Raw genomic sequence first — 15,609 nt, forward strand, 5'->3', positions numbered from 1 at the left:
ACATTATCACCCATTAAACCAGAATTGAACCAACCGTAAGCATCCGGTTCAAGTTCAATATCTCCAATGAAATGAGCTGGTGCTATATAGGTGGCAGAATTTTTCGTAACTTTCATTCAACTTATACAACACGTGACTTTCTCCTCTTTTTTATTGTACTATATTGTAACTAAGCCAAGCAGAATACAAGCCGTTAATAGCAAAATACTAAGAAGCCACATAGGAAAAATAGAAAATTTAATATGGGCAGCTAAATCCGTTTTTGCTAAACCAATGGCTAGATAAGTTGCTGGAACAAGCGGACTTATATATCCAGAAATAGTTGCTCCGACCGCGGAAGCATAAGCGACAGATGTTGCAGGTACACCGTGTTCAGCACCAATTTCTACTAATAAAGATACAAAGGCAAAGAGATATGCATCAGGCGGTAAAACCATTAATAAAGGAACGGATATAACCCCTATAATAAGGTGTATAAAAGGCCCGATTGCTTCAGGGATGACAGAAATAAGCCCCGTAGTCATTTCTTCAACCATCCCACTTTCGGATACAATTCCTAAAAAAGCTCCTGCTGCAATTAATATAGTAACGAGAGTAAATGCTTCAAAAGCATGGGCACGCATCCGCTCCATTTGCAATTTTCCATTAGGGTAATTAATAACGAGAGCCAGCGCAAAAACAAACATAAATACCGCACTTATTTCGATTTCGGTGGTAATTAGTGTAGCAATAGTCGCAATAGTAAGAATAAGGTTAAACCACCAAAGTTTCGGTCTTTTTAAATTTGCATCCTCTGACACCTCTGCCTCCTGCTCTAGAGCCGATGCCAATTCTAATTTCACTTCCGATGCTTCTTCACTCGTGTGTTCCATTGATGAATTTGCAATTCTCTTTTTTTCTTTTTTTCCTAGATATACAGCTGTTAATAAGACAGCGGCTATACCAATGATTTGAACGGGAATCAGGGGTACCCACAAAGCACTCGGGTCGATTTCTAATACTACGGCAACTCGTGCTAATGGCCCGCCCCAGGGAATGAGGTTCATAACACCAGCACTCATAACGACTATTAAAAGTAATATCAGTGGATTCATCTGTAATTTTTTATAGACAGGCAAAAGTGCTGGAATGGTAACAAGAAGGGTCGATGCTCCTGTCCCATCCAAATGTGACACCATTGCAATAAAGACAGTTACAATTGCCACTAAAACGACATTGCTTCCAGCCATATCTTTTAACTTACCTGTTAAAGGATCAAACAAGCCAGCATCCGACATAATACCAAAGTACAACATCGCAAAAATAAAAAGTGTTCCCACGTCCATAACTTGTAATATGCCGTCTCCAATAAAACTTCCAATTTCTACAGGACTAACACCTATCATTAAAGCACCAAGAACTGGAACAACAATAAAAACCGGCACAGGAGAAACTTTAAAGACCAGCAGTAAAGTAATAATCAATATAAACGTAACAAAACCAACTAATGCTATCACCGGAAATCCCTTTCTTTTAAAAGTCATTATGTCTGTCTTATACTCTTATCTCATAAAATCAGCCCATCAGTAAACGTTTTCATTTTTAGTTTTACTAGATAACCTTCTAACACTTTTTAATGTGACTCATGCCAAGTAAACCAATCTTTGTACTTATTTAAGCTTACATTTTATAAATTTTTATTTAAAGTACCAATCTACCTGCCTCTAAAGAATGTGTCAGTTCATTCTTTAGAGGGTTTTTTTCAAAGTAATGTCACTTGATAATGAGAAGCATCTTAATTGACTTACAATTTAACTCTCAGAATAGTTTTTCTTTTTGAGAATCTCTTCATTATGCTGACCTAATTCCGGACCAACCCATTCAATACTTCCTGGTGTTTCTGAAAGTTTCGGCACTACTCCTGGTACCATTACTTCTGCTCCATCAGGCAATTGAGCCTTAACTAACATATCCCGAGCTTGATAATGTTCATCGTGTGCGATGTCTTCAATACTATAGATAGGCCCAACTGGGATTCTTGCTTCGTCCAGTGTTTTTTGGGCTTCTTTTAGTGGATATTTCTTGGTCCACTCCCCGATTACTTGATCCAAATACTCTACTTTTTCTGCTCGTCCCTGATTTGTAGCATATTGAGGGTCATCCGCAAGGTCTGGCCTTTCTATAGCACGCATAAGGCGTTTAAAAATACTATCCCCATTCCCTGCAATAACCAAATATTTACCATCCGCACACTCATACGTATTTGAAGGCGCAATTCCAGGTAAAATGGAACCTGTTCGTTCTCTCACCAATCCTTTAAGGTCATACTCCGGCAGCATTCCCTCCAGAAGTGAAAAGACAGATTCATGAAGGGCAACATCTACGTATTGTCCTTTTCTCATAGGATCTCTATCTCTACTTCTTAAGGCCATTAATGTTCCACTCACTGCATACAAAGCAGCTAGAGAATCACCTAGAGGGACCCCGACTCTTACTGGTGGTTGATCAGGTTCTCCAGTTAAGTACCGCAAACCGCCAATCGATTCCCCAACACTGCCAAAACCTGCTTTATCTCTATATGGTCCTGTTTGGCCATAGCCTGATATTCTGGTCATAATTATACTTGGATTAATCGCTTTTAACGCTTCATAACCAATGTTCCATCTTTCTAAGGTTCCTGGTCGAAAATTTTCTATGACGATATCTGTTTCTTTTACTAATTCTTTAATTTGCTCTTGCCCCTCTTCGGTACGAAGGTCAATAGTAACCGATTTTTTATTTCGTCCCTGGACACGCCACCACAACGATGTATTGTCATCGTGTAATACACGCCAGTTTCGTAAAGGATCTCCCTTTTTTGGATCTTCTACTTTAATAACTTCTCCACCAAATTCAGCAAAGATTTTGCCTGCAAATGGAGCAGCAACAAGTGTACCTAATTCTAGGATTCTAATTCCTTCTAATGGCTTAACCATAATAACAACTCCTTTTTAAATTTTCAGACATTGTATACATTTAACTCCAAACGTTTACAATTGTTTCATTATTTAATTGACTCGGCGGGATTTTTTCAACTAATAGCTTTAAATCCCACCTGTGAATTTCCATAAATTTTCATATTAATCTTCTTTCAAGAATTTCATAATAAAAACTGTTGATGATCGTCTTATCAACTTCACCAATATTCTCTTACCTTAATATTACTCCCGGGTCCTTACGTTAGTCTTTCATAATAACCTCCTCTATTTAAAATAAATTTTTCCTTCCATCATATTTTCCATTATCATTTTCTCCATATTTAGATATATAGAACTGATAATCGATTTCGATATGTTCCCTCATTTTTTTTTCAGCATCTTCCTCATCACCTTTTTGAATGGCTCTCCAAATATCTTGGTGTTCAATACTTCCTTTTTCTAACCTTTCAGTTATATCAACTATTTTATTTCGATAAAACATGAGTAGTGAATTCAATTGTTTCATCAATTTCTTTAAGTAAGGGTTTCCACTTCCTTCTAAAATTAATTCATGAAATCTGCTGCTTACTATTTTCAGCTGTTTATAATCTTCTTCCTCAAGTGCCCTAATGTTTTCATTAACTAATTTATTTAGCTCTGCTTTTTTCACCTCATTCATTCGTTTAGCAGCTAATGAAGCTGCTGTCGGTTCTAAACTTTTGCGGCATTCGTACAAATATTTAAAATCTGAGTGTAAGGCCTGATACACCCTCACTCCCCCTCTTGGATTTACGGAAACCAACCCCTCACTAGTTAACCTTCTTATGGCCTCACGAATCGGGCTTCGGCTGATCTCCGTTTCTTTAGCAATCTTTTCCTCGATTAACCGTGCGCCAGGCGGGAGTTCCCCGCTGACAATTTTATTAAACAAATAATCATAAGCTTGGTTTTGAAGGGTTTGGGACTGTATAATTTTTTTCAAATGTTTTATCCCTCTCTTTTATTTTTATAATTATCTGACAATGTATACAATTATAGTTCAAATGGAAATATTTATTCTGATTTGTATATTATCATAACAGAAGAGGGAATTACAAGTTATTTCCTTCACTATTTGCCTGAGGGGTGCTAATTAATTTAGCTTTCCAATAAATCTAATTGTTTTCTAATATAAGACTTGGGTAAAACAGCTTGCTTTACTTCTCCTTCGCCAATTATCCCCCGTTCATTTCTAAGTGTGACCCCAGTAACAATGGAACGCGGACGTACTTTTTTAACAGTTGCCGTTACAGTAATTGTCGAACCAAGCGGGGACGGAGACGGAGCAGAGTGTTTAACATGAACAGCAGCACCCATGGTTTCTTCATGCGACTCCAAATAAGGCAGAATTAATTTTCTAGATATTAGTTCCATATGATATACCATCGAAACGGTGGAATATGCAGAATGAATGATTTCCCCTTCAAATTGAGCAAACATATCTTCTGTTACAGTCACCTTAAAAAACTCTGTCTTTCCCGCTTCTAGACCATCCTTCATTTCTTATCAAATCTCCTTTATTCTAATAATTCCTTATGAACAGTTTCAGATAATAAAAATGTAATTTTGTTACTTAAAAAAATATACCCATAACGAAGATGTTAACAAATTTTTGTTAGTATAACACAAATTTTTGCAGGGTTTATTTTTTGTCATATTTTAATATGTAGTTGTTTTTTTAACAACCCGATTGATAACCTTTTTTTATTTTAAAATTAATTTTATATAACAATATTGAAACGACTGTTGTTTTTCTGTTATATTTATAATACGAAAATTTTTTCTATATTCTATTTGCTTAGACACTAGATAAATATGAGGAGGGGTTTGTTTGAAGTCAGCAGTTAACGAAGTGGAGCTGCATCATCAGTACAAAGAGGATATATTAAAAATAATGGAAAATGAACCTTACGCTCAGTATTTGGGAATAAAACTACTCGAAATTGGGGAAGGAACAGCTATTGCAGAATTAGATGTAACCGATAACATGATCAATTCACACGGAACAGTACACGGAGCTATCACATTTGCTATTGCTGATTACGTCTTTGCAGCAGCATGCAATTCTTATGGTAAAACAGCTGTTGGACTTTCTACTACCGTCAACTTTATGGCAGCGGGTCAAAAAAGCTCGCGTCTTCGAGCAACAGCGGTTGAAGAAAAGAAAAATCATAAAATGGGATGGTATAAAATCAATATCGAAAGTGATGGAGAATTAATCGCTACAATGGAAGCATTAGCATATCGCAAAAGTGAATATTTCGTTCCTATAGAAAAATAAATTTAGGAGGTTACATAATGAGTAACGTCTTGCTTGAAAAAAGCGGTCACCTTGCGACTATAACCATTAATCGTCCAGAGCAGTTGAATTGTTTTGATTACGATACGCTTGTTCAGCTTGAAGAAAAAGTTGAAGCGATTCAATTAGACAAAGATGTTCGGGCTGTCATTGTTACGGGTGCTGGAGAAAAAGCATTCAGCGCAGGTGCTGATTTAAAGGAAAGACGCACATTAAGTGAGAAAGAAGTTCGTCGTAATGTAAATAAAATCCGCCAGGTGTTCACATTGATTGAAGAAATTCCTCAGCCTACTATTGCAGCTATTAACGGATATGCCCTCGGAGGCGGTTTTGAGCTGGCTCTTGCTTGTGACTTTCGTTTTGCAGCAGAAACAGCTAAAATGGGGCTTCCCGAAGTAAGTATGGCTATTATTCCAGGCGCTGGGGGAACGCAGCGATTGACAAATCTGATCGGCCCTTCAAAAGCAAAAGAGCTTATTCTCACTGCACGTCGTATCGATGCATTAGAAGCGCAAGAACTTGGGATTGTTAATAAAGCCGTTCCATTAAATAGTTTAATGGATACCGCTATAAACTTAGCCAATGAAATTATGAAAAACGGGCCGCTGGCAGTTATTCAGGCAAAACATGCAATTCATCACGGCAGCAATGTTGACATTCATTCTGGTATGGCCATTGAATCGAAAGCCTATGAAGTAATCATCCCTACTGAAGACCGCCTGGAAGCATTAGAGGCTTTTAAAGAAAAAAGAAAGCCTAATTTTCAAGGAAAATAACTTACGTGCGGTAATAAAAACACAATTAAATAATTTAATTGTTGAGAAATAAATTCCTTACTGATAAAAATCTGACCTTAAACAAGGCCAGATTTTTTGTTACGTTAAATCAAAATTAAGTTAACCCTTAAAAACCTGACATGCCGCTCCATTCTTGAAAACGATATAAAAAATAAGAAAATCTCGACTCATCCTCATACGCTTCGAAGTCCGCTGTATACGTATAATTCTCATTAGTCCAAAGGGTCTCAAAGTACTCTTTTGCGTCTTCCATCACTTTTGTACTTGAAGCCCCTGTAATTTTGACGTTTGTTTCCAAATTAAGATCATGGAGGTTTCTTTTCGTGTAATTAGCAGATCCTCCTATTATTGTACTTTCTTCTTCACGTTCAAAAATCATCATTTTTGTATGATACTGTTCTCCATTCGTCCGATACCAGCGAACATCTATATTTTCATCTGTTTTAGTAACGAGTTCATTCGCCACAGGACGATTCGGTATACCGTTCTTTTCCCGTCCGAAAGCGTCCTTGTTTGCATCTAATAACAGCTTCACTTCTGCCCCTTTATCAGCCGCTCCTATCAAGGCGTTGATCACGTCACGATCAGACAAGTAAAAGGCCCCCATCGTTACGGTTTCTCCCTTTTTTGTATCAGCTATTTCTTGCAGAACATGCTGTTTTATTTTTCCTTCCGTCAACAATTGTACTTGGTAGTTCTCTTTATGGTCTGCATGTTCGGTTTCTGCTTCAAGAGATCGAAACAATTCCTCATCAGCACTGGACATTGTCGCTGCCGCTTTTTCCGTTTCAATCATCTCCTGCAGGATATTCCCTTCCAATACAAAAGCGACATTTGAATGATAGGCACTTGCATCATGCGGGTTAGCCGACATAACCATCCCTTTCTTTTCGGTTACTACGACTTTTCGGTGATTTGCTTTAAAATTAAGCAATTCTAAATAAGACCGCAGCGTGACATCTGGTGCATCTGGGCTGAAAGCATTGGGAAGCCACCCGTTTCCTGCTGTTCCAAACCATTGAAAAAAAGTCCTATAGATGCCGGAATATATGGGGTTAGAATCTCTTAATGGTTTTAAATTAGAGAAAAAAACATGGATTCCGTTATCTTTTAATTCATTTAATATATCAGAAGGATATGAACCGTAAAATGTGTTGATACGATCCGTCACCACAACCATTGTCATCTCAGGGCTGCTTTGTTTTTTTTCAATAAGTGTGTCTGCGACCTCTTGTGACAAAGATGGAAAATCCATTGAACGATCGTAGTCATCATTAAATAAAAACATGTCAACTAACACGAAATCGTCTGCTTCTTCTATTATTTTATGAAACTGATCAAAAATCACTTGATCGTGTTCAAGTCCTTCGCCTCCTTCATAAGTTAAATCATATAAAAATTCGACTTCTTCCGCACTGTGCATTTCTCCTTCGTAAGAAACACCATCAGGAAGCGGCTTAAATGCTCCATAAACGGATACCGCTGCCACAACAAGAAAAACAACACAAATCACTCCTAAAACAACTTGAACGCGCCGGAGTTTTAATTTATTTTTCATAATAAGACCGCCTTGTTTGTACCCTTTTCACTATTATATTGTTATCTTTATGCATAATTACTGTTCCGATTGCAGTATTAAACAGCTAAAAACAGCCTCAGCTTAGAAGCATTTTATGGAGCCTTATCTCATCGTACCATTGTTTTCCAATTATAAAAAAGAATGTTTAAGATCTTTATAAAGGATTGTTAAAAAAAGAAGAGAGCCGGGGTAAAACATGGAGGAATGTTGAGGAACCTTATTTAAATATGCAGGGATGTTTATTTATTCATTCCACATCATTTAAATCTAACCATGACAGCATTTCACGTACAACCGTGTTGATTTTTTCATCGACAACATCATCACCGAATTTTTTCTTAGCTTTCTCGATGTTTTCCATTACATCATCACCAAAACGAATTAATGGATCGTCATCTTCTAGTTCATTAAACAATTCAATCATGGCATTATTTCCTTCTTGAATTTTATCAATTGCTTCACTGTATTTGTGATGATCGTTTTCATTAGCTTTCATATGTATCACCCGTTATAGCTTTCCCTTTTTTATGATAATACAGACATTGGATTTAAAAGCAAAAAACGTATTACTTTGTCATCAAAGACACTTTTTCTGTTGGACTCTTTAAAAAGCGAATAAAAATCAAACAAAGGAAAAACATAAAGATATTCAAAACGAAGGAGGTTTCTTAGATGAACAAAAAAAATGACACCGGCTATCGAGGCGTGGAATATAAGACTGTGAAAGGGCATAAGGTTTCAGAAACAGAGTTTGAAGCTTCTTATGAATTTGCAAGTGGTAATGAAACTTCTAAAAAATCTAAACAAAATAATACCAATAATAAAAATTAAGTTTGGCAGGCTGCATCTCATTTTAATGAAAAAAAGCAGAAAAATAAATCCTGCCCCGCTCAGCCCCAATTTGGGGTATATAGTTTTAAAGTGGCGCCCTAGACAGGATTCGAACCTGTGACCTACAGCTTAGGAGGCTGCGGTAACAATTTTTTCAAAAATGGCATGGGTAGTAATGAAATTTCCTACTATGCTACTATGCGTTATTACTTGTCCATTTCGCACGGCAAATTTCAACCCTATACTTTGTATAACGTTTTCTCACGCAAAAAAATTAGGGGGGTGATCTAAAAAAATTCCCTCTACTTCTTAATATAGAAATTGCTTCGTAAAAAAGGGCATTTTTGCGTAAATTTATTCCAAAAATTTTTTCGGTTTTTATTTAAACAACCGCCGCAACAACCATCCGATAACTTTACCGGCTCCTCTTCTTGCGATCCTCTTAGTTTGGCCGCATTTACATCGCTAATATCCGAGAAATCTTCTACAATATTCGACGTATCTTGTTAATCGTCACGGTATCCCCTCCCGTTATTTTGTCCGTGTGACGGTCCCAGACGTGAACTTATCGGCGTTCAAGTACGTCCGGGCAAACTTCATCGGAGTATTTCGTACTACTTTTATATTTGTTCTTCTAGGTTCGCTTCAATTAACGCTAATAATTCCACGGCTTCGAACGTGTCGATATTTTCTATTAAGTCCCGGATTTCTTCGTTGTATTCCAATTCGATCGACGCATCTCCTATTTCGAAAGACGCTTGGTCAGGCGGAGCCCCTTTATCGCTGTACGTTAGAATTTGAACGCCTTTCATAATCGGATAATACCGTATTTCGATGTACTTATCATTTTCTACATGTAAATGTTTGATTTCTTCTGGAATTAAATTAGGTGCGGTACTCATTTTACATCAGCCTTTCCTTTTAAAATTGGATTACGAAACTTGTCGAGCACAGCCCAGATTTCCTCATCGTCTTCTCGTCTTGCGAAATCTGATAACGCAAATACGAGCATGGCCGCCTCCTCGTATTTCATGACGGTTTATCGGCAATTCCCGCGCGCTGCCGTCATATAATAACGCTCAATAGCCGCTCAACAAACGCTAATAAGCCCGTCCAACATAAGCGCCCCAATAGCTTGCGCCTAGTCTAGTCCAGTACGTACAGAACGGCAGTAGTATAGCGATAGTAACGGTATAAACGGATAGTACATCATTACGGTATATACGTATAGTCGTTATTGTCGTTAGTAACGGTATTCTATTCCACGTAATAATAAAAAAATATATAAACGCATATGTTGTATCATTTCGGCTCGTTTTTTCCAGTAAAATTGGAAATTCATTACCTATTCCGCTTCCAGCCCGGCAAGACCGTTAATCTCCGCCTCATATAGTCGGTCATACATTTGCGATAGTATCCCGTTGAAATAGCCCGGTATATTACGTATCCTACGCCTTTTCGTTGCCTGGAACGTAACAGCAAGCGCCCGTACTGCCGTTTCTAATAGATCCGCCTCTTCATATTTGTTTCGCTATGAACTACTTAAAACGGCTGTATGGACGGCTAGACAAATCGCAAGACGTATTATTTATAATATCTTTATTGGTATCAGCTTCACTAGGTACAGCTTCCCCGCCTGTTTCTGCTTGCTGATCTCTTGGTACATCGGTACTCTCTGCCTCTTTGCGATGGTTTAAGGCCGATGGTTCAGGCAACGGGTCAGAAGGGGTAGCCGCCTTTATAACGATGACATTATGACCGTATCCGCCCTTTAACTCGCCTTTGGTGCGCGTTGTCCGGTATACGTCAACAATGCCGCATTTCTGTTCTCATGGCACGCTTAACAGACGCATAAGATACGCTGCAAGCCTCGGCTATTTTGTCGTATTTCATGAACGCAACGCCTCTGTACTTGGCCGCGTGATTCTTAATTAACTTAAATACCGCAATAGTAGCTGAGCTTAATTCGTGGCTGTGGGCGTATAAATGTGACTGGACGGCCTTATTCAATTGATCGACGGTTTCAATCGGTGATAGCTTGCAGTATTCATCCGACGTGGCGTTGGTTAGCCCAGCAAAAAAACACCCCCTTCCGGGGACTTTTAAGTCACACAGAAGAGAGCGCGTTTGTCTCACATATTAACGTTATGTATTCCGGACATATCGAACATGTCACCGCAATACTTTACCGTCTGATTTATCGTCATATCAACGGTTCTTTAAAAGTGGCGCCCTAGACAGGATTCGAACCTGTGACCTACAGCTTAGGAGGCTGTTGCTCTTCCACTGAGCTACTAGGGCAAAAGCTCAACAATCACTAATTTAGCAGTACTTTTGGGAATTGTCAATCAATGTGTAAATATGAAATGCTGCTTAATTGCTTACAAGTTGTAAACATAAGGTTAGAAAGTAAAAAACATAGAAATTCTCCACCAAATACTATAGTCTATGCCTTACATTTTAATTTGTCACGTTATTCGTTTTTATTTTTTTAAAATAGATAAAAGAGATTTATCAGCTAAATCCTTTCGTAATACCGTTACACACTCATCTAATATATTATTACAAAATTTTCTTTTCCAATTTTCGTTATTTTCTCCATCAGTTGTAACAAAGACCTAATTATTCGTCGCTATCTCAATAATTGTTATGGCATATTACTGATGTACAAGTTGGGTGTCCAACGCTTCTTTTCTAAGGTTGATAAAACCTTCATCTAGTTCAAGCTTCTTTGCTTTGTGATATACTTCCAATAAAACAGAAGTTAATAACGCTGGAAATTAAATAAACCTTTTCTCCTATGTATTATTACCTAATAAATTTTAGACTATTATTGTGTTTTGAAACCAAAAATTGAAAATGTTTAAATGTTTACCACTATGTCAATTTTTCATAACAAATTAGTACGAAAACATACAACATTAACAATATTTAAGTTATGTAAAAAATGTAATAATTTGATTATCTTTTCAAGAATCGATGGTTCTTTTTAACGTACTAGTGTACATTAAATATGAGCAACGCCCCCTAAAGGCTTAATACGAAATACCCCTCAAAAAAAAGCAGGTTCCCCCTCCTGCTTTTTTGCATTTTTAAACAGAAGCAAATAGCCCCCGCTCTATTTTCATTTCATCACACCGCCGCTTCAATACCGTGGCTGCTTGCTCTCTGGTAATTAGCGACTCTTTTGATTTGGCCGCAGAAGAAACTGCAAAAGAAATTGTAAACGAGAGATCCCACACAAAACAACTTACGAAGTTCCATAACAACAGGAAATGTCATGTTTGCCAAAATGCGTATAGAAATAAGAAAAGCGCAAGCGCCTTGCTCACGAGCGACAAGTCCTGGAGGGTCGGCACATGGAAAGCTGATCTTTGCTTTCCATTGACGAACCGAAGGAATCTCGAGTGAGCAGGCGCTTGCGCTAGACATGTAAAACGCCAACTATTTATAATTTCTTAGCTTTCAAAATAAGCCTCCTAAAGCTATCTTATGAGCATAGGAGGCTTTTGCTCTTCCACTGAGCTACTAGGGCTTTGCGTAATGACAATGGTACGCCATCACAGAGAACCCAATTCAAACCATTCTCTTTTTAAATAAGAAGGCGCATTTATTCTGCTTACTGTGCCTTCCGTTTCGTTATACTTTAGAAGATTCAACTACTTTTTGATTTGCAGGTTGTTTTGCGACACCTGTCTCTATTGCTGCTTCCGCTACAGCACTTGATACTGCTTGAACAACCCTAGGATCTAATGGATTAGGTATAACATAATCAGGAGTCAGCTCATCTTCTGTAATTAAATTTGCAATAGCGTTAGCTGCTGCAATTTTCATCTCTTCATTGATTTCTGACGCCCGAACGTTGAGAGCACCGCGGAAAACGCCAGGAAAAGCAAGCACATTGTTAACTTGATTAGGGAAATCGGAGCGGCCCGTCCCAATAACCTTTACCCCGGCTTCCTTCGCTTCTTCAGGCATTATTTCCGGTATAGGATTAGCCATGGCAAAAATAATTGGATCTCTATTCATCGACTGAACCATCTCTTTTGTAATGCTGTCAGGGGCAGAAACTCCGATCACAACGTCTGCTCCTTTCATGACCTCCTCAAGTGTTCCTTTTACTTTTTCACGATTTGTGACGAGAGATAGTTCTGTTTTTATATCATTCATTCTTTCGGTTCGTCCTTCATAAATTGCTCCTTTAGAATCACATAACACTACATCTGTTGCTCCAAGAGATAGAAGCAGTTTTGTTACGGCTACGCCCGCTGCACCTGCTCCATTAATAACGATGCGGCTGTCTATTACTGTCTTATCAACTAATTTGAACGCATTTATTAAACCAGCAAGTGTTACGATAGCTGTTCCGTGCTGATCATCATGAAAAACGGGAATATTTAGCGCTTCACGTAAAGCACCTTCAATAATAAAGCAATCGGGGGCTTTTATGTCTTCCAAATTGATACCGCCAAAGGTAGGTTCCAATGCTTTTACCGTTTCTACAAATCCTTCTGTATCTTTCTTATTAATACTGAGAGGAAATGCATCGATCTCTGCAAATTCCTTAAATAAAATCGCTTTCCCTTCCATAACAGGCAGCGAAGCTTCTGGACCTATGTTGCCTAACCCTAACACTGCAGAACCATTGCTTACTACTGCCACCAGATTGCCTTTGCTCGTATAATCGTATACTCGATGGACATCTTCCTCGATCTCCTTACAAGGTTCAGCGACACCAGGAGAATAAGCCAATCCCAAGTCTTCTTTACTTTTCACCTCTACTGTTGAATACGTCCCGATTTTCCCGGGATTCTCCTTATGCATAGCCAATGCCTTCTCTCTCATAGACATAACCTTTCTCCCTCCACTTTTTTATTTCTAATTTTCTGAACTGAAGCTTAGAAATCATTCTAACATAATTCAGATAATTTTGTATATTTTTTGATTAGAAAGATTAAGTTTTTTGGTATAGTAAAGGTGTTTAGATTTATATTTAACCTTTCAATACAGATCCTTTCTCGGTAACAGCCCATCTTTTCCTGTCGTTCAACTAAAGCTATAAAAACGTGTTTGGTAAAAATACGACAATCTGCGGAAAAATTACTATTAATATAACAACCAAGTATAAAGCAATTAAATAAGGTACGACTCCTTTAATTAACTCAACAAATTCAATGTCACCAACTCTTTTTATAGCAAAAAGCACCATACCGACTGGAGGAGTGAGTTCTCCTATAATCAAAGTTAATACCATCACAATACCAAAATGAAGCGGGTCTCCGCCTACCTCAAGTACTAAAGGAACTACTACTGGAGTTGCAATGGAAATACTCACAATGGTTGATAAAAACATCGACATTAAACTTAAAAAAATAACAAGAAGTCCCATTACTATATAATAGTTTTCACTAATAGAAACAACCAAATCGGTAAAATAATTAGGAACTTGCTCTCGTATCAAAATCCACGCAAACACATTTGAAACTGCAATTAATATCATCACTACCGCACTGTCTCTCATTGAACTTTTAAAAATATTATACAGTTTACGAAACGAAATGGTTCGATAAACGACAGTAGCTAGAATAATAGCATATAGTGATCCAATCGCGGCTGCCTCAGTGGCTGTGAAAATCCCACTTAAAATGCCGCCTACTAATATAATTGGTGTCAATAAAGGAAGAATGGATTTTTTACCAGTAAGCAGTATCGTTTTTAATGTAGCCCTTTTTTCAGACGGGTAATTATTTTTCACTGCTTCATATGCTACGAATATGGCTAACATGATCCCCATTAATAACCCTGGCAGGATGCCTGCTATTAATAATTGGTTTAAAGATACATTTGCAAATATGGCATACATCACCAGTGCAACACTTGGCGGTATTATTGGACCAATAACAGCAGATGCCGCGGTAATACTGCAAGCAAACCTTGCCGGGTATTTAGCATCTTTCATCGCTTTAATTTCGACAGCTCCCAAGCCTGCTGCATCGGCTGTAGCAGAACCGCTCATTCCTGAAAAAATCATACTTGCAGCAACATTTACTTGTCCCAGACCTCCCCTGAAGTGACCTACTAAAGACGAGGCGAAATCAAATAGACGATTCGTAACTCCCGATTCATTCATGACTTTTCCCACTATAATAAATAGAGGCAATGCGAGTAAAACAAAGGAATCCATCCCAAAAATCGTGCGATTGACTACCATTAAATCTGGCACGTTAAAAAATCCTCGTTCAATTACAAAATATAAAAGAGTGGATAACCCTATGGAAAATGCTGCTGGAATACCTACCAAAAGACAAACAATTAACGTTATTATCATGATGATCATCGTCATTTTACCGTTCCCCCTGCATCTCTTTTTATTAATGCTTTAAGATGCTCTATTAATTGATGCAGAAAAAACCAGAACATAAAACTGGCTGCTATAAGCATTCCCAAAAATAACAATCCTTGCGGAAATGGAAGAACGTTCATACTAATGGTCCATTGCTCTTTCGTTGTTTCATAACCTCCTTTAATAAAGCTAATCACAACTAGCATACAAAGCAGTGTAGTAACGAAATAAAATACAACCTGGGCTTTATACGGCCATTTCTTTACTACTATATCGACTAGATCAACCCGTAAATTATCCCTTTCGCAAACGGCTACAGCTGTTCCGAATAATACAATCCAAATATTTAAATAACGCGCTGCTTCTTCCGTCCATGTCAAAGGAGAATTTAATACATAACGAAAAAATACTTGTAAAAGAACTGCTATAAATAAACCAATTAACATCCATGTCGAAAAATGTTCAATGGCCTTATTAGCGTTTGCGTACAAATGTTTATAATTTTTACGAACCACTTTATCACCCCTGTTTTTAATCTGTTTATGTAAGAAAAGCGCAAGCGCCTTGCTCACGAGCGACAAGTCCTGGAGGGGCGGCATATGGAAGCTGATCTTTGCTTTCCATTGACGAACCGAAGGAATCTCGAGCGAGTAGGCGCTGGAGCTAGACATGTAAAACGCGGAACTATTTATAATTTCTTACCTTTCAAGAAAAGCGAAAGCGCCCTGGTCAGCCGCGACAGGTTCTGGAGCTTTCGCGCAGGGTCGCCTGCGGCCCGGAGTCGA

General features: G+C 38.0%; 15 protein-coding genes, 1 tRNA gene and 1 pseudogene. 3 read left to right on the forward strand and 14 right to left on the reverse strand.

Going from position 1 to position 15,609, the window contains the following annotated elements:
- Positions 1-158: 158 nt before the first annotated feature.
- The 4 genes from FZF09_RS15200 to FZF09_RS15215 all read right to left on the reverse strand — a co-directional run bounded on the left by FZF09_RS15200 (position 159) and on the right by FZF09_RS15215 (position 4,475).
- On the reverse strand, positions 159-1,496 hold the full coding sequence (locus tag FZF09_RS15200; RefSeq protein ID WP_158737450.1) for a CitMHS family transporter: 1,338 nt from the start codon (positions 1,494-1,496) through the stop codon (positions 159-161).
- A gap of 294 nt (positions 1,497-1,790) precedes the next feature.
- The gene (locus FZF09_RS15205; RefSeq protein WP_158737451.1) at positions 1,791-2,954 is read right to left on the reverse strand and encodes a CaiB/BaiF CoA transferase family protein; all 1,164 of its coding nucleotides are present in this window, start codon (positions 2,952-2,954) and stop codon (positions 1,791-1,793) included.
- A 271-nt stretch (positions 2,955-3,225) separates the two neighbouring features.
- The gene (locus FZF09_RS15210) at positions 3,226-3,918 is read right to left on the reverse strand and encodes a GntR family transcriptional regulator (RefSeq protein WP_158737452.1); all 693 of its coding nucleotides are present in this window, start codon (positions 3,916-3,918) and stop codon (positions 3,226-3,228) included.
- A gap of 155 nt (positions 3,919-4,073) precedes the next feature.
- Positions 4,074-4,475, reverse strand: a complete 402-nt coding sequence (locus FZF09_RS15215; RefSeq protein WP_158737453.1) for a thioesterase family protein — start codon at positions 4,473-4,475, stop codon at positions 4,074-4,076.
- A gap of 331 nt (positions 4,476-4,806) precedes the next feature.
- Between FZF09_RS15215 and FZF09_RS15220 the strand changes: the two genes are divergently transcribed.
- Positions 4,807-5,256, forward strand: a complete 450-nt coding sequence (locus FZF09_RS15220) for a PaaI family thioesterase (RefSeq protein WP_233269517.1) — start codon at positions 4,807-4,809, stop codon at positions 5,254-5,256.
- Between the two features lie 17 nt (positions 5,257-5,273).
- A complete protein-coding gene (locus FZF09_RS15225) occupies positions 5,274-6,050 on the forward strand; it encodes an enoyl-CoA hydratase-related protein (RefSeq protein WP_158737454.1) in 777 nt (258 codons plus the stop codon).
- 127 nt (positions 6,051-6,177) lie between these two features.
- Here the strand turns inward: FZF09_RS15225 and FZF09_RS15230 are convergent, their stop codons facing one another.
- The gene (locus FZF09_RS15230) at positions 6,178-7,629 is read right to left on the reverse strand and encodes a phospholipase D family protein (protein ID WP_158737455.1); all 1,452 of its coding nucleotides are present in this window, start codon (positions 7,627-7,629) and stop codon (positions 6,178-6,180) included.
- A 268-nt stretch (positions 7,630-7,897) separates the two neighbouring features.
- Positions 7,898-8,146 (reverse strand): atypical membrane-integrating protein (Mistic protein), encoded by a 249-nt coding sequence (locus FZF09_RS15235; protein WP_158737456.1) that lies wholly within the window; start codon positions 8,144-8,146, stop codon positions 7,898-7,900.
- Between the two features lie 176 nt (positions 8,147-8,322).
- Here FZF09_RS15235 and FZF09_RS15240 point away from each other — a divergent pair, with 176 nt between their 5' ends.
- Positions 8,323-8,481: a hypothetical protein gene (locus FZF09_RS15240; RefSeq protein ID WP_158737457.1), complete on the forward strand. Its 159-nt coding sequence runs from the start codon at positions 8,323-8,325 to the stop codon at positions 8,479-8,481.
- A 620-nt stretch (positions 8,482-9,101) separates the two neighbouring features.
- Here FZF09_RS15240 and FZF09_RS15245 read toward each other — a convergent pair.
- The 8 genes and pseudogenes from FZF09_RS15245 to FZF09_RS15280 form a co-directional block, all read right to left on the reverse strand.
- The gene (locus FZF09_RS15245) at positions 9,102-9,383 is read right to left on the reverse strand and encodes a hypothetical protein (protein WP_158737458.1); all 282 of its coding nucleotides are present in this window, start codon (positions 9,381-9,383) and stop codon (positions 9,102-9,104) included.
- A 636-nt stretch (positions 9,384-10,019) separates the two neighbouring features.
- On the reverse strand, positions 10,020-10,196 hold the full coding sequence (locus FZF09_RS15250; protein ID WP_158737459.1) for a hypothetical protein: 177 nt from the start codon (positions 10,194-10,196) through the stop codon (positions 10,020-10,022).
- Positions 10,197-10,707: 511 nt separating this feature from the next.
- Positions 10,708-10,782 (reverse strand) — tRNA-Arg (locus FZF09_RS15255).
- A gap of 356 nt (positions 10,783-11,138) precedes the next feature.
- A pseudogene (gene sda / locus FZF09_RS23385) lies at positions 11,139-11,237 on the reverse strand (sporulation histidine kinase inhibitor Sda); the annotation flags it as partial.
- A gap of 376 nt (positions 11,238-11,613) precedes the next feature.
- A complete protein-coding gene (locus tag FZF09_RS15265) occupies positions 11,614-11,913 on the reverse strand; it encodes a hypothetical protein (protein WP_158737461.1) in 300 nt (99 codons plus the stop codon).
- Between the two features lie 207 nt (positions 11,914-12,120).
- Complete coding sequence (locus FZF09_RS15270) at positions 12,121-13,332, reverse strand: NAD(P)-dependent malic enzyme (RefSeq protein WP_158737462.1); 1,212 nt, start codon at positions 13,330-13,332, stop codon at positions 12,121-12,123.
- A 205-nt stretch (positions 13,333-13,537) separates the two neighbouring features.
- Positions 13,538-14,824 (reverse strand): TRAP transporter large permease, encoded by a 1,287-nt coding sequence (locus FZF09_RS15275; RefSeq protein ID WP_158737463.1) that lies wholly within the window; start codon positions 14,822-14,824, stop codon positions 13,538-13,540.
- Positions 14,821-15,495 (reverse strand): TRAP transporter small permease, encoded by a 675-nt coding sequence (locus tag FZF09_RS15280; protein WP_158737464.1) that lies wholly within the window; start codon positions 15,493-15,495, stop codon positions 14,821-14,823. Before FZF09_RS15280 ends, FZF09_RS15275 begins: the two co-directional genes overlap by 4 nt.
- Between the last annotated feature and the right edge of the window lie 114 nt (positions 15,496-15,609).

It is taken from the genome of Alteribacillus sp. YIM 98480, from assembly GCF_009765375.1.
Lineage (GTDB): Bacteria > Bacillota > Bacilli > Bacillales > Marinococcaceae > Alteribacillus.